This is a genomic window from Brevundimonas sp. 2YAF1 (assembly GCF_052114745.1).
Lineage (GTDB): Bacteria > Pseudomonadota > Alphaproteobacteria > Caulobacterales > Caulobacteraceae > Brevundimonas.
The window spans coordinates 465,682-487,430 of record NZ_JBFRFI010000002.1; the positions used below are offsets into that span (position 1 = coordinate 465,682).

Here is a 21,749-nt window from a genome sequence, read left to right on the forward strand (position 1 = left end):
CGGGATGCGCAAGTTTTCCGATCAGCCGCCGCGCAGGTCCGTGATCGTCCGGCCCGGCGCGATCTGCTCGGCCTCGGTGATCAGGTGCACCAGGGCCGGACGCCCGCCGGCCGCCGCCGCGCGGGCCGCCGCCAGGGCCGCCGGGAAGTCCTCGGTCCGGTCGCAGCGCACGCCCAAGGCGCCGAAGGCCTCGGCGTACTTGACGAAGTCGGGGTTCTTCAACTCGGTGGCGATGACGCGGGTCGGGTACTCCCGCTCCTGGTGCATGCGAATGGTGCCGAAGGTGCCGTTGTCCACGACCACGACGATGACGCCGAGGCCGTACTGGGCGGCGGTGGCCATCTCGTTGGCGCTCATCATGAAGTCGCCGTCGCCGGCGATACAGACCACTTCGCGCGCCGGATCGACCGCCTTGGCCCCCAGAGCCGCCGGATAGCCGTAGCCCATGGCGCCCGAGGTCGGGGCCAGTTGGGTGCGTCTGGCCTGATGGCGATGGAAACGGTGCAGCCAGGCGGCGAAATTGCCCGCGCCATTGGTCAGGACGGCGTCTTCCGGCAGGGCCTCGGCCAGATGGGCGATGACCTCGCTCATGTTCACCGCGCTGTTCACCTCTATAGGCGAGGAGAAGGCGATAAAGTCGGCATGGGCGGCGGCGGCCTGGTCGTTCCAGGCTCGGCCCGGATCGATGCTCGACAGGGCCAGGGCCGCCAGCGAGTTGTCGGCGGCCGCAGACAGGGCGGGCGACCAGACGCGCCCCAGTTCTTCCGCTCCCGGATGAATGTGGACCAGGGTCTCGGCCGTCTTCGTCCGGTTCAGCAGGGTGTAGCCCTGGGTGGGGTTTTCGCCGAGGCGCGCGCCGACGGCGATGATCAGGTCGGCGTCCTTGATGCGCGCGACCAGTTTCGGGTTCGGGCCGAGACCGAGATCGCCCGCATATCCCGGATGGTCGTTGCGGATCAGATCCTTGCGGCGGAAGGACAGGGCGACCGGCAGGCCCAGCCGCTCGGCCCAGGCGGAGATCGCGTCGGTGGCGGCGTCGCTCCAGCCCGAGCCGCCCAGCACCAGAACCGGGCGCTCGGCCCCCGACAGGCGGTCGCGCACCTGTTCGACGAAGGCCGGGTCCAGCGCGGCCTTGGCGGCGACGACCGGGCGGACCGGCGCCGGGCCGCCCTCTTCGTGCAGGATGTCTTCGGGCAGGGCCACGACCACGGGGCCCATGCGGCCCTGCAGCGCGGTGGCGAAGGCGCGCTCGACCACCTCGACGGTGCGCTGCGGGCTTTCGATCTCCGTCGCCCACTTGGCCAGGCCGCCGAAGACTTCGCGGTAGTCCACCTCCTGGAAGGCGCCGCGTCCCCGGTCGGTCAGCGCGATCTGGCCGACGAACAGGATCATCGGCGTCGAATCCTGATGCGCCGTATGCACCCCGATCGAGGCGTGGGTCGCGCCCGGTCCGCGCGTGACCATGCAGACGCCCGGCTTGCCCGTCAGCTTGCCATAGGCCTCGGCCATGTTGGCGGCGCCGGCCTCGTGACGGCAGACGATGACCTCGATCTTGTCGCGCACGTCGGCCAGCGCGTCGAGCACAGCGAGATAGCTCTCGCCCGGCACGCAGAAGACCTTGTCGATCCCGTTCATCACCAGGGTGTCGACCAGACGGCGGGCGGCGGTTCCGAGAGCTTGCGTCATGCTTTCGCCGTTAGCAGATTGAAGGATGAATTGGCCATGCAACCTTATGGTCAAGCTTCACGTTGAAGCGGTCAAATCATCTCTCTCGGGGAAACCACCATGCGCAAGCTCATCGCCCTCGGCGTCATCGCCGCCGCCCTGGCGACCACCGCCTGCAACACCGTCGCCGGCGTCGGCCGCGACCTGCAAGCCGCCGGTCAGGCCGTGACCTCCAGCTCCAACTCGGCCCGCAACTAAAGCCGCGCCCCAGACGGCGGAGGGTGGCAGTCGGCTCAGGCCTCGGCCTCATAGGTGACGCCCGTCAGATAGAGACCGTCTGACGGCGCCACCGGGCCGCACCGCGCGCGATCCTTCGCCGCCAGCGCCTCGGCCAGATCGGTCACGGCCCAGCGGCCCAGACCGACCTCGGCCAGACTGCCCGCCATCGAGCGCACCTGACGATGCAGGAAGCTGCGGGCCTCGAACACCAGATGCACCTCTTCGCCGACCCGGCTGACGCGGGCCACATCCAGCGTCTTCACCGGGCTGGCCGACTGGCACTGGGCGTCGCGGAAGGTGGTGAAGTCGTGCAACCCCACCAGGGCCTGCGCCGCCGCCTGCATGGCCTCAGCGTCCAGCGGCTTCTTCACATGCCAGACCCGGCCCCGGTCCAACGCCGGACGGCCCGGACGGTTGAGGATGCGATACAGATACTTGCGCCCGTTGGCGGTGAAGCGGGCGTGCCAGTCGTCGCTGACGGGGGCGCAGTCCAGCACGGCCACCGCCTCGTGCATCAGATGGGCGTTCAGGGCGTTCATCACCGTCCGCGCCGGCCAGTCCCGCTCCAGATCGACGTGGCAGGTCTGGCCCGTGGCGTGGACGCCGGTGTCGGTGCGCCCGGCGGCGGCGATCCGCACGGTCTGGCCGGTGAAGGCCGCTGCCGCCGTCTCGATCGCGCCCTGCACCGTCGGCTGGCCGGTCTGCGCCTGAAAGCCGTTGTAGGCCGAGCCGTCGTATTCGACCGTGAAGCGGTAGCGGGGCATTATGCTTTGGGGCCGCGGTCAGAAGGCTCCGCCTTCTCGACCCGACGCGGCCCGCTGAGAATGGTTCCGGAAGGAACCGGGAAGCCGCGCAGCATTTCCTCGGCGGACTGCGCCGCCTTGCCGGGGCGCTGCACGCGGGTCAGGCGCACCGCGCCGGTTCCGCAGGCGACCGTCAGGGCGTCGTCCAGCACCTGACCGGGTGCGCCCTGCCCTTCGGCCAGAGCCGACATCAGCGCCTTCACGCGGACCGGCTCGCCGTCCGCCTCGACCTCGAACCAGGCCCCCGGGAAGGGCGACAGGCCGCGAATGTGGGCATCCACCTCGGCGGCGGGACGGGTCCAGTCGATGCGCGCCTCGGCGGGAGTGATCTTCCTGGCGTAGGTCGGCTCGCCGGTCTGTTCGGTCTCGGTGAAGCCGCCGCGTTCGATGGCGGCCAGGGCGCGCGGCCAGAGGGCGGCGCCGAGATGCGCCATCCGCGCGGTCAGCGAGGCGGCGGTGTCGTCGGGATAGATGTCCATGACCTCGGACAGGATGATCGCGCCCTCGTCCAGGCCTTCGCTCATCCGCATGATCTGGGCGCCGGTTTGGCGGTCGCCGGCCATGATGGCGCGCTGGATCGGGGCGGCTCCGCGCCAGCGCGGCAGCAGCGAACCGTGCAGGTTGAAGCACCCCAGACGAGGCGCCTCCAGCACCTCGGGCTTGAGAATCTGGCCGTAGGCGACGACGCAGGCGGCGTCGAGATCCAGGCTTCTGAAGGTGTCGATGGCTTCCGGCGCCTTCATGCTCTCGGGCGTGAAGACCGGCAGGCCCATGGCCTCGGCGAAGGCCTGGACCGGCGACGGCGTCAGCTTCTGCCCCCGGCCCCTGGGGCGCGGCGGCTGCGAATAGACGGCGACGATCTCGTGTCCCGAGGCAATCAGCTCGGCCAGCGACGGCACGGCGAAGTCGGGGGTTCCCATGAAGGCTAGGCGCATGGCCACGCCTTTAGCCGCTGGGGCGGCTTACTGCCAGCGCGTATAGACGCCGCCGCCCTCGTCCCACTCGCCGCCCGCATCCAGGGCGTCGTCGAAATCGAGCAGACGGTCCAACAGCAGACCCGCCACCACGCCCAGCGCGCCGACGGCGACGATGGTGGCCAGACTGGCCACGCCGACCTTCTGATTGCGGGTCAGGCGACGACGGCCGCGCGGGTCGATGATCGTGGTCTTGCGGGCCATCAGGCGGCGAGCCTCGCGTTCTTCTTGACCTTGGCGACGGCCCGTTCGCGACGCAGGCGCGACAGGTGGTCGATGAACAGAACGCCGTTCAGGTGATCCAGTTCGTGCTGGAAACAGACGGCGTAGAGACCCTCGATCTCTTCCTCGATCTGCTTGCCGGCGTAGTCCAGGTAGCGGACGCGGACGCGGCTCGGGCGTTCGACGGCGTCGAAATATTCCGGCACCGACAGGCAGCCCTCCTCGTAGGCGAACAGCTCGTCCGAGGCCCAGATCACTTCCGGATTGACGAAGTAGCGCGGGTTGCGGCGGGCCAGTTGCAGGTCTTCGCTCTCCTCGGCCTCGGGGTCTTCCGACGCGCCCTCGACCGGCTTGTCGCCCAGGTCCATGACCACGACGCGCTTCAACTCGCCGATCTGGGCGGCGGCCAGGCCGATGCCCGGCGCGTCGTACATCGTCTCCAGCATGTCATCCATGAGGGCGCGCAGATCGTCGGTGACGCCGCCCTCCACGGGCGGCGCGACGGCCTTGAGGATCGCCAGATCGGCGGCGTTATCGATGGTCAGGATGCGACGAATAGCCATGGCCCGCAGGTAGGGTGCGAGCAGCCGAACGTCAAGAATTACCGAGTGCGGCGCTTGGTCTTGGCCCCGTGCCGCACGGACCTCAGACCGGCTGCAACGGGCGCGGCTTGCGCTCGGAATCGATCGCCACATAGGTGAAGACGCCCTCGGTCACGCGGACGGACTGGACCTCGGGCTGGCCGCGCGAGCGCTTCCACGCCTCGACATGGACGCGGATCGAGGTGCGGCCGGTGTGGATGACGCGGGCGTAGATCGAGACCTCGTCGCCGACCGAGACCGGCTGGTGGAAAACCATGCCGTCCAGGGCCACGGTGGCGCAGCGGCCGTTGGCGCGCTCGAACGCCGGGGTCGCGCCGGCCAAGTCCATCTGGGCCAGCAGCCAGCCGCCGAAGATGTCGCCCTCGGGATTGGTGTCGGCGGGCATGGCGATGACGCGGCCGACCGGCTGGCCTTCGGGCAGGAGAACGGGGGCGGGGGTCTGTTCGGCGTCGGACACGATGGGGCCTTGGAGGTCTTGGGGGAGGAGCCTCCTCCCATGCGCCCGCGCCCCGGGTCAGGCAAGACCGCAGCCTGAAGGCAGCGCGCATGGCTCAAATGGCGACGATGTTTGGAGAGAATGGCGCACCCGAGAGGATTCGAACCTCTGACCCCTGCCTTCGGAGGGCAGTACTCTATCCAGCTGAGCTACGGGTGCGTCTGCGGCTCTTGGCCGGACGGCGGTGCTTACAGCATGGGGGGGGCAGCCTCAATCCCTGAATCTCCGCGCCGGTTCCCTTCTTGGCGGCGCGCCGTCGAGCGCCTAGCGTCGCGGCCTGGAGAGAGGGAGTTTCCATGCGCAACCTGACGATCGCCGCCGTGATGAGCGCGGGCCTGACCCTGCTGGCCGCCTGCGCCGCCGCGCCCAAGCCGGCGCCCGACAGTCTGGACGCCGTGGCCCGCGACTATGTCGCCCTGACCCTGGAGATCGGCGAGCGCGAGCCGGGCTATGTCGACGCCTATTACGGCCCGCCGGAATGGGCCGAGGCGGCCAAGGCCAACCCCCGCGCCCTGCCCCAGCTGGCCGAAGGCGCCGCCGCCCTGTCTCATCGGCTGGACGCCCTGCCGACCGCCGGACTGGACGCCCAGAGCCGTCAGCGCCGTGCCTATCTGCTGGCCCACGTCTCGGCGGCTTCGGCGCGTCTGCGGATGCTGGGCGGCGAGAAGATGAGCTTCGCCGACGAGGCCGAGGCCCAGTTCGGCGTGCGGCCGGAACTGCGCCCCCTGTCCAGCTATGATCCCGTGCTGGCGCGCATCGACGCCCTGATCCCCGGCGAGGGGCCGCTGGCCGATCGCGTCGCCGCCTTCCGCGCCCGCTACGTCATTCCCAAGGATCGGCTGGAGCCGGTGATGCGGGCCGCCATCAACGAGTGCAAGGCGCGCACGGTGCGCCACATGACCCTGCCCGCCAACGAGACCTTCACCCTGGAGTTCGTCACCGGCAAGCCGTGGTCGGGCTACAACTGGTACAAGGGCGCGGCCTTCAGCCTGATCCAGGTCAACACGGACCTGCCCATCTACATCGACCGCGCCGTCGATCTGGGCTGCCACGAAGGATACCCCGGCCACCACGTCTATAACGCCCTGCTGGAACAGACCTTTGTGAAACAGAAGGGCTGGGTCGAGATGAGCGTCTATCCCCTGTTCAGCCCCATGTCCTTCATCGCCGAGGGCAGCGCCAACTACGGCATCGACCTGGCCTTCCCCGGCCACGAACGGACCGCGTTCGAGGCGCGGGTCCTCTATCCGCTGGCCGGTCTGGACCCGACGACGGCCGAGGCCCAGACGCAGCTTCTGGCCCTGACGCGCGAACTGGCGCGGGCCGAGTACACCATTGCCGATGACTACCTGGCGGGCCGCATCGACCGCGAGACGGCCCTGAACCAGCTGCAGAAATACAATCTGGTCGCGCGCGACCGGGCCGCCCAGCGGCTGAGCTTCATCGAGACCTACCGCTCCTACATCATCAACTACGGCCTGGGCCGCGACATGGTGCAGGCCTGGGTCGAACGTCAGGGGTCGGATCACTGGAAGGGGATGGAGACCCTGCTGGCCAGCCAGACCCTGCCGATCGATCTGCAATAGCCAAGGCAACCCGGCCCGCACTGCTGCGTTGACCGCCAGGGTTCACATCACCGAGAGGCCGCCATGTCCATCCGCACCCTGAGCGCCGTCGCCGCCGTCGCCGTCCTGACCCTGGGCGCCGCCGCCTGCACCCAAGCCGACCAGAAGAAGGCCGAGAGCCACGCCAAGGCCGCTGGCGAGAAGGCCTCCAACGCCGCAGCTGAGACGGGCAAGGCGGTCGAAACCGGCGCCGAAAAGGCGGCGCACGCCGTCGAGACCGGCGCCGCAAAGGTCGAAAACAAGCTGGAAGGCAAACCGACCGACGCCGCCCGCGAAGGCCATGCCGGCGCGGCCCCGGCCCACCCCGCTCTGACCCGACACTGAGCCGTCCTGGCCGAAACGGTCAGGTCAGCTTGTTCGCCTTCCTCAGACTGGGGAAGGCCCTGGCCCAGATGCCGGTCGCGGCCAGCGCGCCGACGCCGCCGAACACCGCCGCCCCGATGGGGCCGAGCAGGCGCACCATGACGCCGGAATAGGCCTCGCCCAGTTCGTTGGAGGCGCCGATGAACAGCATGGAGACCGACGACACCCGGCCGCGCATGTGATCGGGCGTGGCCAGCTGGATCAGGGTCTGGCGGATATTGACGCTGATCATGTCGGCGGCCCCGCCGACGAAGAGGACAGCGCCCGACAGCCAGACGCTCTTGGACAGGCCGAAGGCCAGGGTGCAGACGCCGAACACCGCCACGGCCGCGAACATCCAACGCCCGCCGTGGCGGCGGATGGGGAAACGGCTGAGATAGAGGGCCATCAGCAGGGCCCCGACCCCGAACGAGGCGCGCAGCAGGCCGAAGCCCTGCGGCCCGACGTGCAGGATGTCGCGCGCGAAGATCGGCGTCAGCAGGGCCACGCCCGCCAGCAGCACCACGACCAGATCCAGCGAAATGGCGCCCAGAACGATCTTGGTCTTCCAGACATAGGCCAGACCTTCCTTGACCAGCTCCAGCGGCCCCACGCCCGTCTCGACGAATTTCGGCTTGCCCGAGGTGCGGATCAGCACGAAGCAGGCGATGGCGACGAAGAACAGCGCCATGGCCGAGGCGTAGGCCAAAGGCACCGCCATCCCCACGATCACCCCGCCCAGGGCCGGGCCGGCGATGGCCCCGGTCTGGAAGGCGATGGACTGGGCCGCGATGGCCGGCGGCAGAGCCTTGCGCCCCACCACCATGGGCAGGAAGGCCTGACTGGCCGGGGCGAGGAAGGCCCGCGCCGCGCCGAAGACGGCGGCCACCGCCAGCAGGCCCCACAACGGCGGCGCGCCATGGATCGCCATGGCGAGGAAGGCGAGCGCGCACAGGCTCTCGACCACGATGGACAGGGTCACGGTGTGCTTGCGGTCGCGCCGGTCGGCCATGGCCCCGGCGGGCAGGGTGAAGGCCAGCAGCGGCAGGAACTGGCACAGGCCCACCAAGCCCAGATAGAGGCTGGCCTCGGCGATCGGATGGTCACGTCGGGCGATCTCATAGACCTGCCACAACAGGGCCGAGGACTGGATCTGGATGCCCAGGACCGCCGCCACCCGGCCCAGCCACAGCAGGCGGAAATCCCGCAGCCCCCACGGGCTGGACGGACCCCCGTCATGGGTCTCGGGCGGCAAGGGCGGCTGGGGCGGAACCGTCGGGGCGGTGTCTATGCTGTCGGTCGTCACGTTCTTCGGGGCGTCTTCGGATAGGGGGTTCCGTCGCGGTGGAAGTAGCGGTCGGCGCCCTTCGGCAGGATCATGTCGATGTCGGGATAGTCGCAGGCGTCCTCGGCCGGGCGGCGCGATCCGACCTCCAGCAAGACCGCCTCACGGTCGCTGCGGTTCTCGATCTTGTGGCCGTTGGGCACGCCCGCCTTGAAGCCGGCGCAGTCGCCGGCGACCAGCACGGTCTCGCCGTCCTCTTCGACCAGAACCACCTCGCCCTCGACCACCCAGACGAACTCGTCCTCGGCGGCGTGCCAGTGACGCTGGCTGGACCAGGCCCCGGTGGGTAGGCGCAGCAGGTTGACCCCGAACTGGTCCAGACCGACCGCGTCGCCCAGCCGCCAGCGGCGGCGCGGCTTGCACGGACCGGCGAATTCGTCCGGGTATCCGGTTCCATGCCCGGTGGGCGCGGTTTCGATGTCGATCTTCGGCACGGTTCGGGCCTTCTCGCGGATGCGGGATATGCCTAAAGCATAGAGCCCATGAGCGCCGCATCACATTCCGTCATTGATCCTGTCGAACTGACCCGCGACCTGATCCGCATTCCCTCCGTCACGCCCGCCGACGAAGGGGCCATGGACGTGCTGGAGCGGACCCTGACCGGCCTCGGCTTCACCTGCCGTCGCATGGTGTTCGAGGGGCCGACGCGCGTGGGCCGCGACGCCCGGATCGAGAACCTCTACGCCCGGCGCGGCACGGCCTCGCCCAACCTCTGCTTCGCGGGCCACACCGACGTGGTGCCGACCGGCGACGTCGCCGCCTGGACCGCCGCCCCCTTCGAGGGCGAGACCCGCGACGGCGTCCTGTACGGTCGCGGCGCCGTGGACATGAAGGGCGGCATCGCCGCCTGGGTCGCCGCCGTCTCGCGCATCCTCGCGGAAGGCGACGTTCCCGGCTCCCTCTCCTTCCTGATCACCGGCGACGAGGAAGGCCCGGCCCTGCACGGCACCAAGCGGGTGGTCGAAGCCCTGATGGCCGAGGGCGAGGTCATCGACGCCTGCGTCGTCGGCGAGCCGTCGTCGGCCCACCACCTCGGCGACATGATCAAGGTCGGACGGCGCGGCTCGCTGAACACCTGGATCACCGTCCACGGCAAGCAGGGCCACGTCGCCTATCCCGACCGCGCCGCGAACCCGGCGCCGGTGATCGCCCGGCTGCTGGCTCGACTGGACGCCCACGTCCTCGACGACGGCTATCCGGAGTTTCCGCCCTCCAACCTCGAGATCACCACCATCGACGTGGGCAATCCGGCGACCAACATCATCCCGGCCGAGGCCAGGGCCCGGTTGAACATCCGTTTCAACCCGAGCCATACCGGCGACAGCCTCAGCGACTGGCTGAACCGCGAGGCGGGCGAGATGCAGGCGGCCACAGGCCTACGCATCGAACTGGAGCACCTGTGCTCGGGCGAGGCCTTCCTGACCAAACCCGGCCCCTTCGTCACGGCGGTTCAGGACGCGGTCGAGGCCGAAATCGGCCGCCGTCCCGTCGCCTCGACCACCGGCGGCACCTCGGACGCCCGCTTCATCCGCGCCCTGTGCCCGGTGCTGGAGCTGGGCCTGGTCGGCCAGACCATGCACCAGATCGACGAGCGCGTGCCCGAGGCCGAACTGCGCGCCCTGGCCGACGCCTATCAGCGAGTGATCGAGACGGTGTTGGCGCGGCTGGCGGTCTAGGCTTCGCCCGCCGCCTCCAGCCGAGCGATGCGGCGATCCATGTCGGCGACCTGATCCTTCAGCCGCTGGGCTTCCGAGGCCATGTCGACGGGCGTGCCGTCCTCATACTTCAGTTGCGCGCCCTTCTCGATCAGGTCGAGGCGGAAGAGGGCGGTGACGCGGGTCGCCTTGAACCGCTCCAGTTCGCTTTCCTTTGACATGGCTCAGCGCGCCGCCACGACGATGATCTCGACCAGATAGTCGGGCGTCGCCAGCTTCGCCTCGCTGGTGGCGCGAGCGGGCGGGTTGGCGGGATCGACCCAGGCGTCCCAGACCGCGTTCATGGCCTCAAAGTCGGCGATATCCGCCAGCCAGATGGTGGCGCTCAGAATCTTGGACTTGTCGCTTCCGGCCTGCGCCAACAGGGCGTCGATCTCGGTCAGGGCCGTGCGGGTCTGGGCTGTGACATCGTCGCCCGGCTCGCCGACCTGCCCGGCCAGATAGACGGTGTTCCCGTGGATCACGGCTTCGCTCATGCGAGGGTTGGGCTGGATGCGGGTGATCATGGGGCGCGCTCCTGAACTCGAGCGACCGCCTTAGCCCAGCATCATCTCCATCGCCAGCAGGGCGGCGGCGAAGACCGCCGCGAACGACAGGCCGAAGACCAACAGGACGCGCATGGGACGACGCCCGGAACGCCCCGGCCTGGCGGACGGCAGATTGATCGGCAGACGCGACATCGACAGACCCTCGTCAGAAGGAGAAGGATGCGCCCTCATGCCTACCCTTTGATAAACAGAAACAATCAGTTTCGTCTGGCCGTTTGTGAAGTTCCTGTGGCGCAGACCGGCGCCGCTTGTACAAGCCGTCGAGAACACCGATCCTCAGGCGGCATGAGGAAGCCGCCGAAATCTTTCAAGGTCTCGAAAACCCGCTGGAACGAGGTGGTTCTGGTGTGCCGCAAATGCTCCAAGAAGCTGGACGGCGGCTTCGGTCCCGACGGCGACCAGACGCTGAAGAAGGCGCTGCGCCGCTATCTTCACGCGGGCAAGGGGCGCAAGGCCGACCTCGCCGTCGTCGGCGCCGACTGTTTCGACGTCTGCCCCAAGAACGCCGTGGTCGCGGTCAACGCCCGTCGCCCCGAGCAACTGCTGATCGTGCCGGCCGGCGCCGACCTGTTCGAGGTCAAGGCGCGCCTGGGTCTGGACGACGGCCGCCGCCTGAAGCCGACCCTGCCGAACACCGATCCGGTCGAGACGACTTCCTAAAGTCCAAAAGCCGTGTCAGAGGCAAATCCATGGACACGACCCGTATCGAGAAGCGTATCGGCGTGCGCGCGCCGTCGGACCGCATCTGGGAGATCCTCAGCGATCTCGAGAACTGGCACCGCTGGAATCCCTACGAGACCGGCGTGACCGGCGCCCTGGCCTTCGGCGGCGGCATCAACCTGACCGAGGCCCTGCCCGGCATGGTCGAACGCCAGGTCCAGGCCCGCATCGGCGACTGGCAGCCCTATTCGCAGCTGGTCTGGGCCGAGAAGCGCGGCTGGCTGTTCAACGCCATCCGCTACTATGAGATCGAGGAACTGGACCGCGGCAGCTGCATCGTCTCCAACGGCGTCATCTTCACCGGCCTGCGCGGCGAACTGTTCCACGACAAGCACCGTCCGACGATCCGCGCCGCCTATGAAGAGATCGGCGAGGCGCTGCGCCGCGCCGCTGAGGGCTGACGCGACACGATCCGATTTTGGGCGGCGAATCAGCCGCCCTTCATCATGTCCTGAATGTTGATGATCGCCGGTCCCAGGATGACGACGAACAGCACCGGCAGGAAGAAGACGATCATCGGCACGGTCAGCTTGGCTGGCAGGGCCGCGGCCTTCTTCTCCGCGGCGGCCAGGCGCAGCTCGCGGTTTTCCTTGGCCATCACCCGCAGGGCGTTGCCCAGCGGCGTGCCGTAGGTCTCGGCCTGGGTCATGGCGGTGGCCACGGCCCGGATGCCCGGATGGTTGGTCCGCCTGGCCATGCCGTCATAGGCCATGCGCCGGTCGGGCAGGTAGGACAGTTCAGCCGACAGCAGACTCATTTCCTCTGCCAGTTCGATCGACTGGCTGCCGACTTCCTGGCTGACCTTCTGGATCGCCGCCTCGATCGACATGCCGGATTCGACGCAGATCAGCAGCAGGTCCAGCGAGTCGGGGAAGGCCGCCACGATCGACTGGCGCCGCGTGGCTATACGGTTCTGCACATAGAGGTTCGGGGCGTAGAAGCCGGCCGCCGCCGCGAACACCAGGGCGCAGAGCTTCAGCGTCAGGTTGAAGCCGAAATCATTGACCGCAAACAGGTAGAGCCCCGTCAACACCATGAAGATGAAGGGCGTGGTGAAGCGGAAGAAGTAGAAGGTGGTCAGGGGCCGCGGGCCGCGGAACCCGGCCTGGGCCATGTTCTCGGCGACCTTGGGATCTTCCAGCAGCTTGGTCAGGTTCAGGCGTTCGACGACGCGCTTCTTGAATCCCCCATCGGAGTGACGCAGCGTGCCCGCGGTCGAAGCGGCCGCCCCGCCCTTCATCGCCTGGCGCGAGCGGCGCTTCAGTTCTTCGCGGCGCTCGGCCACCGCCTTCATCCGCTTGTCCAGCCGCTCGCCGCCCATGAAGGAGCCCAGCATGGTCAGGACGCTGGCGAAGACGGCGATCCCCACGCCGATGCTCAGCAGGTTCTGCAGGTCGGTGATGAAGTGCATGAAGCTGTTCATGATCCCCTCCCCCTCAGAACTTGAACGAGATCATGCGCTTCATCATGAAGATGCCGCAGCCCATCCAGATCGCCGAACCCAGCAGCATCACCTGACCGCGCATGTCCGTGAACAACAGCATCATGTAGGCGGGGCTGGAAATCATCACCAGCATCATCACCGCCGGCGGCAACGAGCCGATGATGCCCGCCGAGGCGATGGCCTCCGACGACATGGCCTTGATCTTCTCGCCCATCATGCGTCGCGCCCGCAGAACCGCGGTGAGGTTGCCCAGGGCCTCGGCCAGGTTGCCGCCGCTCTTCTGCTGGATGGCGATGACGATGGCGAAGAACTTCAGTTCGGGAACCGGCATCCGCTCGAACATCTTGTCCAGGGCCTCGGCCAGCGTCAGCCCGACCCCCAGGCCTTCGACCAGCAGTTGAAACTCGGCGCCCAGCGGCTGCGGGCTTTCGCGGGCGATGATCTTGAAACAGTCGTGGACCGGCAGGCCGGTCTTGATGCCACGCACGAGGATGTCGACGGCATCGGGGAAGGCGAGCGAGAATTGCTTCATCCGCTTCTTGCCCTTCATCCCCACGACCAGGCGCGGCAGGCCCAGGCCCATGGCCACGCCGATGCCCAGGGAAAGCACCGGGTTGAGGTGGAGCAGCAGGGCCATCAGGGCGCCGACGACGCCCAACACGGCGCTGATGATGATGAAGGTGCGCAGGCTGATCGACAGGTCGGCCTGCTTGAGCTTGGCGCTCATGGTCATGCGGGCCTTGCGGTCGCGGCGATCGACCTCCTGCAACTGCTGCATGATCTGCTTGCGGCGCGCCTCGGGCGTATTGGTCACGGCGGCGCGCTTGTTGGACGTTTCCGCCCGCGCCGCGCCGATGGTTTTGGCGCGCTTGACCGCCTGGGCTGAGCCGTCGTCGCCGCTGACCAGGGCCCAGCCCACGCCGCCGATGGTGATGAAGGCCAGGAAGGCCGCAAGAATCGGGAGCATCGCTGTCGTTACTCCGCCGCGTCCAGCGCTTCGGCCAGTTCGCGCTCGAGGCCGTAGTAGCGCGCGCGATCCCAGAAGCGCGGACGCGCGATGCCGGTCGAACGGTGACGGCCGGTGATCTTGCCGTGGGCGTCCTCGCCGGTGATTTCGTAGACGAACAGGTCCTGGGTCACGATCACGTCGCCTTCCAGCCCCACCACCTCGGTGATGTGGGTGATGCGGCGCGAACCGTCGCGCAGACGCGCCGCCTGAACGATGACGTCGACCGAGCCGACGATCATCTCGCGGATCGTCCGCGAGGGCAGGCCATAGCCGCCCATGGTGATCATCGACTCCATCCGGCTGATGGCTTCGCGCGGGGAGTTGGCGTGCAGCGTGCCCATCGAGCCGTCGTGGCCGGTGTTCATGGCCTGCAGCAGGTCGAACGCCTCCGGCCCCCGGACCTCGCCGACGATGATGCGTTCGGGACGCATCCGCAGGCAGTTCTTGACCAGATCGCGCATGGTGATCTGGCCCTGGCCTTCCAGGTTCGGCGGGCGGGTTTCCAGACGCACGACGTGCGGCTGTTGCAACTGCAGTTCGGCGGCGTCCTCGCAGGTGATGACGCGCTCGGTCGGATCGATGAAGGCCGTCAGGGTGTTGAGCAGGGTCGTCTTGCCGGAACCCGTGCCGCCCGAAATGACCAGATTGCATCGCGAAGCGCCGATGACGCCCAGGACGCGCGCGCCCTCGGGACTGATGGAGGCGTACTCCACCAGGTTCTTCATCGTCAGCTTGTCTTTCTTGAACTTCCGGATCGTCAGCGTCGGGCCGTCGATGGCCAGGGGCGGGGCGATGACGTTGACGCGCGACCCGTCCGGCAGACGGGCGTCGCAGATGGGGCTGCTTTCGTCGACGCGACGGCCGACCTGCGACACGATCCGCTGGCAGATGTTCATCAGCTGGGTGTTGTCGCGGAAGCGGACATTGGTCAGCTGCACCTTGCCGCCGACTTCGATGAAGACCCGGCCGGCGCCGTTGACCATGATGTCGGCGATGTCGTCGCGGGCCAGCAGCGGCTCCAGCGGGCCGTAGCCGAGGACGTCGTTGACGATGTCCTGGACCAGATGCTCCTGCTCTACCACCGACATGGAGACGTTCTTGATCGCCACCAGTTCGGCGACGATGTCGCGGATTTCCTCGGACGCCGCCTTGGTGTCCAGCTGGGCCAGCTGCGACAGGTCGATGGTGTTCATGAGCGCATTGAAGATCGTCGTCTTCGTCGCGTGATAATAGTCGGACTGTTCGCGGACGATCTCGGCGACCGCCTGAGCCTTCTTCAACTGCTCCAGGCCGGGCGTGGCGCGCGGCCCCTTGGCCGGACCGCCGGGGGTCGGGACCGCCGCCTCGGGACGCGGGCGCGCGGCCAGGGCGTCCAGCCGGTCGGCGGAGGCCGAGGGCGGCGCGGCGTCGGCTTCCAGTTCCTCGATCGGAAAGGCGTCGACGGGATCAAGCGCGCGCAGGTCCGCCGCAGCCGGCTGAGGCGCCGGAGCGGGTCGCGGGGCGACCGCGACGCCGGGTTGGGCGGTGCGCTTGCCGAACATGGCCTCAGTGCTTCTTGCTGAACAGGGAGGCGAAGAGAGAGCCGCCCTTCTTGGCCGAAGCGCCGGACGGCGTCTTGCCCTTCACAGGGACCGCCGGCAGTTCGCGACGCGACACGATCTGGGCCAGGGTCTCGAACGCCTCGGCTGCCTTGCTCTTGGCCCCGGAGTCCACGATCATCTGGCCGTTGTTGGCGGCCGCGCCGAACACCTTGGCGTCGAAGGGGATGATCAGGCTCGGGTGGAGGCCCAGAGCGGCGCCAAAATCCTTGGCCGGGATTTCGGGACGGCCCGGCACGCCGACCTGATTCAGCACCAGACGCGGCGGGGCGTCGTTGGGCCGCGCCTGCCTGATCAGGTCGATCATGTTCTTGGCGTTGCGCAGAGACGCCAGATCGGGCGTCGCCACGACCACGACCTCGTCGGCCGAAATCAGGGTCTTGCGCATCCAGCCCGACCACAGGTGCGGCAGGTCCAGCACCACGAAGGGCGCCGTGGAGCGGATGCGGCTGGTCACTTCCTCGAAGGCGTCGGGTCCGATCTCCCAGTCGGTCTCCAGGCTGGCCGGCGCCGCGAACAGGCTCAGCTTGTCGGTGCAGCGGACCATCATCCGGTCCAGCAGGGTCGCGTCCAGACGGTCAGGCTGGCTCAGGGCGTCGGCGACGCCGCCCAGCGGGTCCTGATTGAAGTCCAGACCGGCGGTGCCGAAGGGCAGGTCGTAGTCGACGATGACGGTGTTGAGGCCGATCCGCTCGCTCATCGCATAGGCGGTATTGTGGGCCACGGCCGAGGCCCCGGCCCCGCCGCGCGCGCCGACAAAGGCGATCGAGCGGCCGATGAAGGGCTGGGCCGGATCGGCGAACAGGCCGCCGATGGCCGAGATCAACTGCAGCGGCTGCACTGGGGCGACCAGATATTCGCTGACGCCGCGCCGCATCAGCTCGCGGAACAGCAGGATGTCGTTGGTGGCGCCGATGATCACCACCTTGGTGCCGGCGTCGCAGACCTCGGCCAGTTGGTCGATCTCCCAGAGCAGGGTCTGGGGGTCCTTCATGCTTTCGACGACGATCAGCGGCGGCGTCGGCTCGGACTGATAAGCCTCGATGGCGGCGGCGACCCCGCCGATGCGGATCTGGGTCGTGGCGCGCGCCATGCGGCGGTCCTGACCGGCGCGCTCGGCCGACGCCAGGGTGTCCTGACGCTCGGCGAAGACGTGAACGGCGATGCGCGGGATCGACACCTCGACCCCGGCGTTCGAGGCGATCGGCAGGCTGGCCGGCTCATAGGCCGCCAGAGAAGCGGACGGGGCCGTCGGCTCGTCGATCGGATAGGCGGAGGCGAGGTCGTCAGGCGTCTTGGGGGCAGGCATGGCGGACACGACAGCGGCGACCGCCGTCTCGGTTTCGGCGACCAGACGCCCGACCGGGTTGTAGCTGTCGTCGAGGGTCGACGACCCCATCGCGGCGGGCCCATCCGGCGGTGACATGAACTGCAGCGGTTCGCCCGCCGGGCCGACGGCGGCGTCGATGAACTCGTCGTCCATGTCGAACGTGTCCAGGGCGTCGAAATCCTGAGCGGCGAGGGGCTTGGTCATGTCCATCAATCCACGGCGCGGGAAGTGCGCATCCCAGACACCAATTCTTCGCGGGCCGCAGCCGTCCGCTCGCCCTTGCCATAATGGTCGAACACCACCGACCGGCGCTGGGCGTCGGCCGGGGTCATGGCGCGCGGCGAAACGATGTCGCGGGGATCGGCGATCTGGGCCGCCAGATTGGCGGTGACGGCGCAGCCGAAGTTCGCGGCTGACTGGTTGTCGCCGGTGCGGCTGAGGCTGCCCCACCGGGTTCCGCACTGCGGCACGACGGCGTGCAGGGTCTCGAACCCGGCCAGGATCGGCGCGCGCGGGTCCGGCCCGGCGTAGCTGACGACACGGATCATGCGGGCGGGCGCGCCCGCCGCCTCCAGCGCGGCCTTGACGCGCCAGGCCGCCTCGGTCGCGACCGGATCGCCGCCGGCCGGGGCCTCGACCACCAGGGCCGGCGCGCCCTGGATGGCGAAGCGGCTGACCAGGTCGGCCAGCGCCGCCCGCTGGTTCGCCGACAGGCCCGTCTCGTGCACGGCCAGGGCGATGCGGTCCAGACCCGGCTCGACCTGAAGACTGTAGCGCGAGGCCGGGTTCAGCGGCGGCTCGCCCCCCAGGCTGGCGGGGCCGCCGACGCAACCGGCCAGAAGCACGCCGCCCAACGCCAGGGCTGACGTCAGGCACAGGATGGATTTGGCGGAACGGGTCATGACGTTCACTCGATCACATAGCCGACCGGCCCCTGCCATCCGGCGCCCGGCTGGGCGGTCGGGGCGGGCGAGCCATAGGCCTGGTTCAGTTGGCCGAAGAAGATGGTATGGGCGTCATCGGCGATGCGCAGGCCGTCGGCGGGCGTCTGCATCCGGCCCGGCGAAGTGGGGCTGACGATATAGGCTTCGACGATCACGACCAGTTCGGTCTCGCCCATCAGATAGTCGCGCGACCGGAACAACTGGCCCAGCACCGGCAGATTGGTCATCCCCGGCAGGGAATCGACCGTCTGCCGCGTCGTTTCCTGCAGCAGACCCGCGATCATCATCGAACCGCCCGAGGGGATTTCGACTGTGTTCTCGCTGCGGCGCACCGACAGGCCCGGCAGGCTGATCGACGACGGGGTGCCCGCGCCGATGGTCAGCCCGCCCTGAGGCGTCAGTTCGGACACCTCGACCTTGACCTGCAGCGAGATACGGCCGCCGCTCAGCACCACCGGCCGGAACGACAGGCCGACGCCGAAAGGCTTGTATTCGACCGAGATCTGGCCTTCGCGGTCACGGCCGGAGGGCGTGGGGAATTCGCCGCCGGCCAGGAAGCTGGCCGCCTCGCCGTTGACCGACGTCAGGTTGGGTTCGGCCAGGGTGCGGATCAGGCCAACGCGCTCGAACGCCTTGATCGTGGCGTTGCCCTTGTTCAGTCCGTCCGAGCCGGGGCCGGTGCCGGGCTGGGCGGTGTCCCAGTTCGACGGATCGCCTGGGGCGCCGCCGTGAACCGTGTGGGGGCACAGGGCGTCTGCGGGGAAGCCCCCGCCGCAGGGGGCTTGCATCTGGAAATTCTTGGTCGTGTCGCGCGACACCCCGCCGGTGATCCCGCCGAGAAGCGACCCGTTGACGCCCCAGGTGGCGGCGTTGCCCAGCAGCCACTGGGTGTCGCCGACCCGGCCGATCACCGCCTGGGTGTCAAAGCCCAGTTGCTTGATGGCGCTGCGCTGCACCTCGACCACGCGGACCTTCAGCGTCACCTGGTCGGAGCCCGTGACGCTGATCATGTTGACCACCTTCTCGGGCGCCGAGACGAAGGCGCGGGCCACTTGGGCGGCGCGCTGGGCCTCGGCCGGGCTGGCGGCGGTTCCGGTCAGGATGATGCTGTCGTTGACCGCTTCGGCGCGAACGTTCGACCCTGGCGTGACACGGCTCAGCGTGTCCTGAAGGGCGCTGGTTCCCGCGTCGACGCGCACGCGAAGGGCCAGGATGGTGCGGCCGGCGGCGTCCAGGAAGACGGCGTCGGTCTCGCCCGGGGCGATCCCGATCACGGTGATGCGGCGCGGCGAATGCAGCATGGCCTCGGCCACCAGCGGGTTCGACACGATCACGTCGCGCGCGTCGGCCGGCAGATCAACCGCGAAGGAGGTGCCGCGCGGCAGGTTGACCAACTGGGGGGCCGCGCCCGTAGAAACGGCAGCGCGAGTCTGGGCCAGCGGCGCCGAGGCGGCTCCGCCCAGAGCGATCAGGGAGGCGCAGGCCGCCGCGATCAAACGATTCATGCCTGGTTTCCTCATGGGACCGCGACCGCCTCGGCCTGGCCTTCGCGATAGACGCGCACGACGCCGCCCGCAGCGGCTGCATTTCCACGGTGGACCGCGCCCGAGACGCGGCCCGACGGTCCGGCGGTGTCGGCGTAGGAACGCAACACCAGCGACAGGTCGCCTTCGGACTTGGCCAGGGCCAGGGTCTCGGCGTCACGGCCGCTGACCTCGAGCGTGGCGGTGGCGCCGACCACGGCCTGTTCATTCTCGGCGGCGCGGGTGTTCTGGTCGACGGCCAGAACCTTGACGTTCTGCATCACGGTGGCGGCGACGAATTTCGACGTCTCGCCGCCGGTCGCGCCCGCCGGCAGCTTGACCTCGCGGGTCAGCAACACGTCGACCCGGTCGCCCGGCAGGATGAAGCCCCCGGCGGCGGTCTCGACCGTGACGCGGATGGCCATGGCCCTCATGCCCGGCTCCAGATAGGCGGCCATATAGCCGCTGTCGCCAGCGCGGACGATCTTACGGCCGACGATGGGTTCGCCGGCCAGAATGGGTTCACGGACGACCGCGCCGATATAGTCGGCCTTGGCCCCGCCGGTCGCCAGATCGGTCGCGGCGCGGGTCACGCGGGCGGCGGCGCCTTCGACCTTGGCGGCCGGTTTGGCGGCGGCGGCGGGCTTGGCCTCGGCGGGCGCCTCAGCCGAGGGCGCAGCGGGAACCGGCACGGTGCCGTCGGTGATGAAGACGGGATTGAGTTCGTCGATCGGCCAGTCTTTCCAGCTCAGGTCGCCGTCGGTCAGACGGCGTCCCGGCTCCAGATCCTTGGCCGCGACCAGGACCTTGGCCATGGGGCGGGTCTCGACGGCGGCCACGGCGCTCGCGGCCGGAGCCCCGGACGAGGACCCCATGGCGCGCACGACCAGAGCCAGGCCGACGGCCGAAACGGCGGCGATACAGATGACGGCGATCTTGGCGGGCTTCATCGACGGTCTCCGGCTTGAGCGGCGACGCGGATTCCGTTCTTCGCCCTCTGCCGTTAACGACCATGAGGCCGGCCGGTTAACGCGCCCCTAAGCCGGAGCGGGCGTCAGGCGCCGACGAAGGCCTGGACCAGAGGGCTCGACGGATAGGCCAGCAGGGCGCCGATGGCGATGGCCACGCCATAAGGAATATCGCCCTTGGGCTGCATCAGCCGCGCGACCCATCCGGGCGCGTTCAAGGCGAAGACCTGAAACTGGGCGCGAGCCGACATCAGCAGCAGGCAGAGGCCGCCGCCGGCCAGGGCCGTGAACAGCAGGAAGGGCGCGATCCCGGCAAGGCCCAGCCACAGGCTGGCCGCCGCCATCAGCTTGGCGTCCCCGCCGCCGATCCAGCGCAACGCGAACATCCCCATGCCGACGAACAGCGCCGCCACGCCGACCCCGAGCGCCTTCGCCATGTCCGTCAACGGCAGACCCGTGGCCAAGGCCGCCGGCAAGAAGCCGAGGATCAGCAGACCCGAGATCCAGTTCGGAATCTTCATCGTGGTCAGATCGTGCAGTCCCGCCACGATCACCAGCACGGGCAGGATGCTCAGCAGGACAAGAGAAAGCTCGGTCATGGCATCACCCTGCGGCGGCAACCTTTAAGGCCGGGTTTCCGCGACTTCTCGACGACGTCCAGACAAGAGAAAAGGCCGGAACGTTTCCGTTCCGACCTTGACCTTTAAACCTTGGTGTCTGGCCTTAGGCGGCCGGCAGCGAGGTTTCCACCTTGGTGAACACGCCGGCCAGTTTCGGGCCGAGGGTGGTCAGGACGGCGACGATAGCGACGGCGATCAGAGCCGCGATCAGGCCGTATTCAATGGCCGTGGCGCCGGATTCGTCGTTGGCGAAGTTCTTGATGAAGTTACGCATGAATATCTTCCTTCTGTTCTAAGCGAGCAACAGTTCCATCACCAGGGTCACCGGTTTTGCCCGCTTGACCCCCGTTTGCATGGCGACAATGCGACCAGGATCATTAAGGGCGAGTAAAATGACGAGAGCTGCTTCGCTTTTTTGATGGTTACTGAGCTGTTTACTATAGATTTATCCCAATAGCGGCGATTTCAGCGTCCCTTCAGGATTTCTTGATCTTTCAGCGCGAGGTTTCACGCCTAACGCTCGCTCGCGCGCGCCCATTCATTCATTCGGAGCCGCCGCCCATGCCCAGGACCTTCAAGAGGCCCGCCGTCGGCTGCGCCTCCGCCCTGGTCGCGCTCTGCGCCGCCGTCGCCGTACAAGCCCAGTCGCAAGGCCAGTCGCGCCCGCTGAACGTCGAGATCGACCACGCCACCCGCGTGCAGTTGAGGGCGCCGGCCGGGTCGGTCATCGTGGCCAACCCCAGGATCGCCGACGTCACCGTGGTCGACGCCAACACCCTGTTCATCACCGGCAAGGGCTATGGGGTGACCGAAATCGTCGCCGTCGACGCCATCGGCCGCCCCCTGTTCCAGAGCCAGGTCGTGGTCAGCGCCGGTTCGGCCGGCGCGGTCCGCGTCTGGCGCGGGGCCCAGGCCACGGACATGGCCTGCGGAACCAGTTGCTCGCCCAGCGTGCGGGCCGCACCGGCGCCCTGATC

General features: G+C 68.6%; 27 protein-coding genes and 1 tRNA gene. 7 read left to right on the forward strand and 21 right to left on the reverse strand.

What is annotated here, in order from left to right; all coding sequences use genetic code 11:
* Window positions 1-21: 21 nt before the first annotated feature.
* Window positions 22-1,686 (reverse strand): thiamine pyrophosphate-binding protein, encoded by a 1,665-nt coding sequence (locus AB4Y68_RS04840; protein WP_441454376.1) that lies wholly within the window; start codon window positions 1,684-1,686, stop codon window positions 22-24.
* Between the two features lie 99 nt (window positions 1,687-1,785).
* Between AB4Y68_RS04840 and AB4Y68_RS04845 the strand changes: the two genes are divergently transcribed.
* Window positions 1,786-1,923, forward strand: a complete 138-nt coding sequence (locus AB4Y68_RS04845; protein ID WP_441454377.1) for an entericidin A/B family lipoprotein — start codon at window positions 1,786-1,788, stop codon at window positions 1,921-1,923.
* Between the two features lie 35 nt (window positions 1,924-1,958).
* Here the strand turns inward: AB4Y68_RS04845 and truA are convergent, their stop codons facing one another.
* From truA to AB4Y68_RS04875, 6 genes are all read right to left on the reverse strand, one after another.
* Window positions 1,959-2,708 (reverse strand): tRNA pseudouridine(38-40) synthase TruA, encoded by a 750-nt coding sequence (gene truA, locus AB4Y68_RS04850; protein ID WP_441454378.1) that lies wholly within the window; start codon window positions 2,706-2,708, stop codon window positions 1,959-1,961.
* The gene (gene fmt, locus AB4Y68_RS04855; protein WP_441454379.1) at window positions 2,708-3,682 is read right to left on the reverse strand and encodes a methionyl-tRNA formyltransferase; all 975 of its coding nucleotides are present in this window, start codon (window positions 3,680-3,682) and stop codon (window positions 2,708-2,710) included. Before fmt ends, truA begins: the two co-directional genes overlap by 1 nt.
* Before the next feature lie 27 nt (window positions 3,683-3,709).
* Window positions 3,710-3,925, reverse strand: a complete 216-nt coding sequence (locus AB4Y68_RS04860) for a hypothetical protein (RefSeq protein WP_441454380.1) — start codon at window positions 3,923-3,925, stop codon at window positions 3,710-3,712.
* Window positions 3,925-4,506, reverse strand: coding sequence for a peptide deformylase (locus AB4Y68_RS04865; RefSeq protein ID WP_441454381.1), 582 nt, complete (start codon window positions 4,504-4,506; stop codon window positions 3,925-3,927). The genes AB4Y68_RS04860 and AB4Y68_RS04865 overlap by 1 nt, the downstream gene beginning before the upstream one ends.
* An 82-nt stretch (window positions 4,507-4,588) precedes the next feature.
* On the reverse strand, window positions 4,589-4,930 hold the full coding sequence (locus AB4Y68_RS04870; protein ID WP_441454438.1) for an acyl-CoA thioesterase: 342 nt from the start codon (window positions 4,928-4,930) through the stop codon (window positions 4,589-4,591).
* 193 nt (window positions 4,931-5,123) lie between these two features.
* Window positions 5,124-5,200, reverse strand: a tRNA-Arg gene (locus AB4Y68_RS04875).
* 137 nt (window positions 5,201-5,337) lie between these two features.
* Here AB4Y68_RS04875 and AB4Y68_RS04880 point away from each other — a divergent pair.
* Window positions 5,338-6,627 carry a hypothetical protein gene (locus tag AB4Y68_RS04880; RefSeq protein WP_441454382.1) on the forward strand — a complete coding sequence of 430 codons (1,290 nt, stop codon included), beginning with the start codon at window positions 5,338-5,340 and terminating at the stop codon, window positions 6,625-6,627.
* 63 nt (window positions 6,628-6,690) lie between these two features.
* Complete coding sequence (locus AB4Y68_RS04885; RefSeq protein WP_441454383.1) at window positions 6,691-6,990, forward strand: hypothetical protein; 300 nt, start codon at window positions 6,691-6,693, stop codon at window positions 6,988-6,990.
* Window positions 6,991-7,009: 19 nt separating this feature from the next.
* Here the strand turns inward: AB4Y68_RS04885 and AB4Y68_RS04890 are convergent, their stop codons facing one another.
* Together AB4Y68_RS04890 and AB4Y68_RS04895 are read right to left on the reverse strand one after the other, a co-directional pair.
* Window positions 7,010-8,263: an MFS transporter gene (locus tag AB4Y68_RS04890; protein WP_441454439.1), complete on the reverse strand. Its 1,254-nt coding sequence runs from the start codon at window positions 8,261-8,263 to the stop codon at window positions 7,010-7,012.
* 47 nt (window positions 8,264-8,310) lie between these two features.
* Window positions 8,311-8,787 carry a cupin domain-containing protein gene (locus tag AB4Y68_RS04895; protein ID WP_441454384.1) on the reverse strand — a complete coding sequence of 159 codons (477 nt, stop codon included), beginning with the start codon at window positions 8,785-8,787 and terminating at the stop codon, window positions 8,311-8,313.
* A gap of 48 nt (window positions 8,788-8,835) precedes the next feature.
* Between AB4Y68_RS04895 and dapE the strand changes: the two genes are divergently transcribed.
* On the forward strand, window positions 8,836-10,029 hold the full coding sequence (dapE, locus tag AB4Y68_RS04900; RefSeq protein ID WP_441454385.1) for a succinyl-diaminopimelate desuccinylase: 1,194 nt from the start codon (window positions 8,836-8,838) through the stop codon (window positions 10,027-10,029).
* On the opposite strand, the gene AB4Y68_RS04905 is transcribed toward dapE, so the two are convergent.
* From AB4Y68_RS04905 to AB4Y68_RS04915, 3 genes are read right to left on the reverse strand one after another with little or no spacing between them, the layout of a single operon-like run.
* Window positions 10,026-10,229, reverse strand: a complete 204-nt coding sequence (locus AB4Y68_RS04905) for a hypothetical protein (protein ID WP_441454386.1) — start codon at window positions 10,227-10,229, stop codon at window positions 10,026-10,028. The two genes, dapE and AB4Y68_RS04905, sit on opposite strands and share 4 nt — an antisense overlap.
* Window positions 10,230-10,232: 3 nt before the next feature.
* Window positions 10,233-10,574, reverse strand: a complete 342-nt coding sequence (locus tag AB4Y68_RS04910; RefSeq protein ID WP_441454387.1) for a RidA family protein — start codon at window positions 10,572-10,574, stop codon at window positions 10,233-10,235.
* Window positions 10,575-10,604: 30 nt separating this feature from the next.
* Window positions 10,605-10,748, reverse strand: a complete 144-nt coding sequence (locus AB4Y68_RS04915) for a hypothetical protein (RefSeq protein ID WP_441454388.1) — start codon at window positions 10,746-10,748, stop codon at window positions 10,605-10,607.
* Between the two features lie 153 nt (window positions 10,749-10,901).
* Between AB4Y68_RS04915 and AB4Y68_RS04920 the strand changes: the two genes are divergently transcribed.
* Together AB4Y68_RS04920 and AB4Y68_RS04925 are read left to right on the forward strand one after the other, a co-directional pair.
* Window positions 10,902-11,276 (forward strand): hypothetical protein, encoded by a 375-nt coding sequence (locus AB4Y68_RS04920; protein WP_441454389.1) that lies wholly within the window; start codon window positions 10,902-10,904, stop codon window positions 11,274-11,276.
* Window positions 11,277-11,305: 29 nt separating this feature from the next.
* Window positions 11,306-11,737, forward strand: a complete 432-nt coding sequence (locus tag AB4Y68_RS04925; protein WP_441454390.1) for an SRPBCC family protein — start codon at window positions 11,306-11,308, stop codon at window positions 11,735-11,737.
* A gap of 29 nt (window positions 11,738-11,766) precedes the next feature.
* Here AB4Y68_RS04925 and AB4Y68_RS04930 read toward each other — a convergent pair whose 3' ends face one another.
* The 9 genes from AB4Y68_RS04930 to AB4Y68_RS04970 all read right to left on the reverse strand — a co-directional run bounded on the left by AB4Y68_RS04930 (window position 11,767) and on the right by AB4Y68_RS04970 (window position 21,046).
* On the reverse strand, window positions 11,767-12,759 hold the full coding sequence (locus AB4Y68_RS04930; RefSeq protein WP_441454391.1) for a type II secretion system F family protein: 993 nt from the start codon (window positions 12,757-12,759) through the stop codon (window positions 11,767-11,769).
* A 13-nt stretch (window positions 12,760-12,772) separates the two neighbouring features.
* Complete coding sequence (locus AB4Y68_RS04935) at window positions 12,773-13,747, reverse strand: type II secretion system F family protein (protein WP_441454392.1); 975 nt, start codon at window positions 13,745-13,747, stop codon at window positions 12,773-12,775.
* Between the two features lie 8 nt (window positions 13,748-13,755).
* Window positions 13,756-15,330, reverse strand: coding sequence for a CpaF family protein (locus tag AB4Y68_RS04940; RefSeq protein WP_441454393.1), 1,575 nt, complete (start codon window positions 15,328-15,330; stop codon window positions 13,756-13,758).
* Between the two features lie 4 nt (window positions 15,331-15,334).
* A complete protein-coding gene (locus AB4Y68_RS04945; protein WP_441454394.1) occupies window positions 15,335-16,921 on the reverse strand; it encodes an AAA family ATPase in 1,587 nt (528 codons plus the stop codon).
* Window positions 16,922-16,926: 5 nt separating this feature from the next.
* Window positions 16,927-17,619 (reverse strand): CpaD family pilus assembly protein, encoded by a 693-nt coding sequence (locus AB4Y68_RS04950; RefSeq protein ID WP_441454395.1) that lies wholly within the window; start codon window positions 17,617-17,619, stop codon window positions 16,927-16,929.
* Between the two features lie 5 nt (window positions 17,620-17,624).
* Window positions 17,625-19,166 carry a type II and III secretion system protein family protein gene (locus tag AB4Y68_RS04955; RefSeq protein ID WP_441454396.1) on the reverse strand — a complete coding sequence of 514 codons (1,542 nt, stop codon included), beginning with the start codon at window positions 19,164-19,166 and terminating at the stop codon, window positions 17,625-17,627.
* A gap of 11 nt (window positions 19,167-19,177) precedes the next feature.
* The gene (cpaB, locus tag AB4Y68_RS04960) at window positions 19,178-20,134 is read right to left on the reverse strand and encodes a Flp pilus assembly protein CpaB (protein WP_441454397.1); all 957 of its coding nucleotides are present in this window, start codon (window positions 20,132-20,134) and stop codon (window positions 19,178-19,180) included.
* A gap of 104 nt (window positions 20,135-20,238) precedes the next feature.
* Window positions 20,239-20,751, reverse strand: coding sequence for an A24 family peptidase (locus tag AB4Y68_RS04965; protein ID WP_441454398.1), 513 nt, complete (start codon window positions 20,749-20,751; stop codon window positions 20,239-20,241).
* A 124-nt stretch (window positions 20,752-20,875) separates the two neighbouring features.
* Complete coding sequence (locus AB4Y68_RS04970) at window positions 20,876-21,046, reverse strand: Flp family type IVb pilin (protein WP_331033946.1); 171 nt, start codon at window positions 21,044-21,046, stop codon at window positions 20,876-20,878.
* 287 nt (window positions 21,047-21,333) lie between these two features.
* Here AB4Y68_RS04970 and AB4Y68_RS04975 point away from each other — a divergent pair, with 287 nt between their 5' ends.
* Window positions 21,334-21,747 carry a pilus assembly protein N-terminal domain-containing protein gene (locus tag AB4Y68_RS04975; RefSeq protein WP_441454399.1) on the forward strand — a complete coding sequence of 138 codons (414 nt, stop codon included), beginning with the start codon at window positions 21,334-21,336 and terminating at the stop codon, window positions 21,745-21,747.
* Window positions 21,748-21,749: the final 2 nt, after the last annotated feature.

Bases quoted from the DNA above. Each gene is read 5' to 3' on its own strand.
- AB4Y68_RS04945 (WP_441454394.1), bottom strand. From the start codon at position 16,921: ATGACCAAGCCCCTCGCCGCTCAGGATTTCGACGCCCTGGACACGTTC.
- AB4Y68_RS04880 (WP_441454382.1), top strand. From the start codon at position 5,338: ATGCGCAACCTGACGATCGCCGCCGTGATGAGCGCGGGCCTGACCCTG.
- AB4Y68_RS04955 (WP_441454396.1), bottom strand. From the start codon at position 19,166: ATGAATCGTTTGATCGCGGCGGCCTGCGCCTCCCTGATCGCTCTGGGC.
- AB4Y68_RS04930 (WP_441454391.1), bottom strand. From the start codon at position 12,759: ATGAACAGCTTCATGCACTTCATCACCGACCTGCAGAACCTGCTGAGC.
- AB4Y68_RS04915 (WP_441454388.1), bottom strand. From the start codon at position 10,748: ATGTCGCGTCTGCCGATCAATCTGCCGTCCGCCAGGCCGGGGCGTTCC.
- AB4Y68_RS04910 (WP_441454387.1), bottom strand. From the start codon at position 10,574: ATGATCACCCGCATCCAGCCCAACCCTCGCATGAGCGAAGCCGTGATC.
- AB4Y68_RS04865 (WP_441454381.1), bottom strand. From the start codon at position 4,506: ATGGCTATTCGTCGCATCCTGACCATCGATAACGCCGCCGATCTGGCG.
- AB4Y68_RS04970 (WP_331033946.1), bottom strand. From the start codon at position 21,046: ATGCGTAACTTCATCAAGAACTTCGCCAACGACGAATCCGGCGCCACG.
- AB4Y68_RS04920 (WP_441454389.1), top strand. From the start codon at position 10,902: ATGAGGAAGCCGCCGAAATCTTTCAAGGTCTCGAAAACCCGCTGGAAC.
- cpaB (WP_441454397.1), bottom strand. From the start codon at position 20,134: ATGAAGCCCGCCAAGATCGCCGTCATCTGTATCGCCGCCGTTTCGGCC.
- AB4Y68_RS04845 (WP_441454377.1), top strand. From the start codon at position 1,786: ATGCGCAAGCTCATCGCCCTCGGCGTCATCGCCGCCGCCCTGGCGACC.
- AB4Y68_RS04950 (WP_441454395.1), bottom strand. From the start codon at position 17,619: ATGACCCGTTCCGCCAAATCCATCCTGTGCCTGACGTCAGCCCTGGCG.
- AB4Y68_RS04965 (WP_441454398.1), bottom strand. From the start codon at position 20,751: ATGACCGAGCTTTCTCTTGTCCTGCTGAGCATCCTGCCCGTGCTGGTG.
- AB4Y68_RS04840 (WP_441454376.1), bottom strand. From the start codon at position 1,686: ATGACGCAAGCTCTCGGAACCGCCGCCCGCCGTCTGGTCGACACCCTG.
- AB4Y68_RS04935 (WP_441454392.1), bottom strand. From the start codon at position 13,747: ATGCTCCCGATTCTTGCGGCCTTCCTGGCCTTCATCACCATCGGCGGC.
- AB4Y68_RS04925 (WP_441454390.1), top strand. From the start codon at position 11,306: ATGGACACGACCCGTATCGAGAAGCGTATCGGCGTGCGCGCGCCGTCG.
- AB4Y68_RS04870 (WP_441454438.1), bottom strand. From the start codon at position 4,930: ATGCCCGCCGACACCAATCCCGAGGGCGACATCTTCGGCGGCTGGCTG.
- AB4Y68_RS04975 (WP_441454399.1), top strand. From the start codon at position 21,334: ATGCCCAGGACCTTCAAGAGGCCCGCCGTCGGCTGCGCCTCCGCCCTG.
- AB4Y68_RS04885 (WP_441454383.1), top strand. From the start codon at position 6,691: ATGTCCATCCGCACCCTGAGCGCCGTCGCCGCCGTCGCCGTCCTGACC.
- AB4Y68_RS04905 (WP_441454386.1), bottom strand. From the start codon at position 10,229: ATGTCAAAGGAAAGCGAACTGGAGCGGTTCAAGGCGACCCGCGTCACC.
- dapE (WP_441454385.1), top strand. From the start codon at position 8,836: ATGAGCGCCGCATCACATTCCGTCATTGATCCTGTCGAACTGACCCGC.
- AB4Y68_RS04860 (WP_441454380.1), bottom strand. From the start codon at position 3,925: ATGGCCCGCAAGACCACGATCATCGACCCGCGCGGCCGTCGTCGCCTG.
- fmt (WP_441454379.1), bottom strand. From the start codon at position 3,682: ATGCGCCTAGCCTTCATGGGAACCCCCGACTTCGCCGTGCCGTCGCTG.
- truA (WP_441454378.1), bottom strand. From the start codon at position 2,708: ATGCCCCGCTACCGCTTCACGGTCGAATACGACGGCTCGGCCTACAAC.
- AB4Y68_RS04940 (WP_441454393.1), bottom strand. From the start codon at position 15,330: ATGTTCGGCAAGCGCACCGCCCAACCCGGCGTCGCGGTCGCCCCGCGA.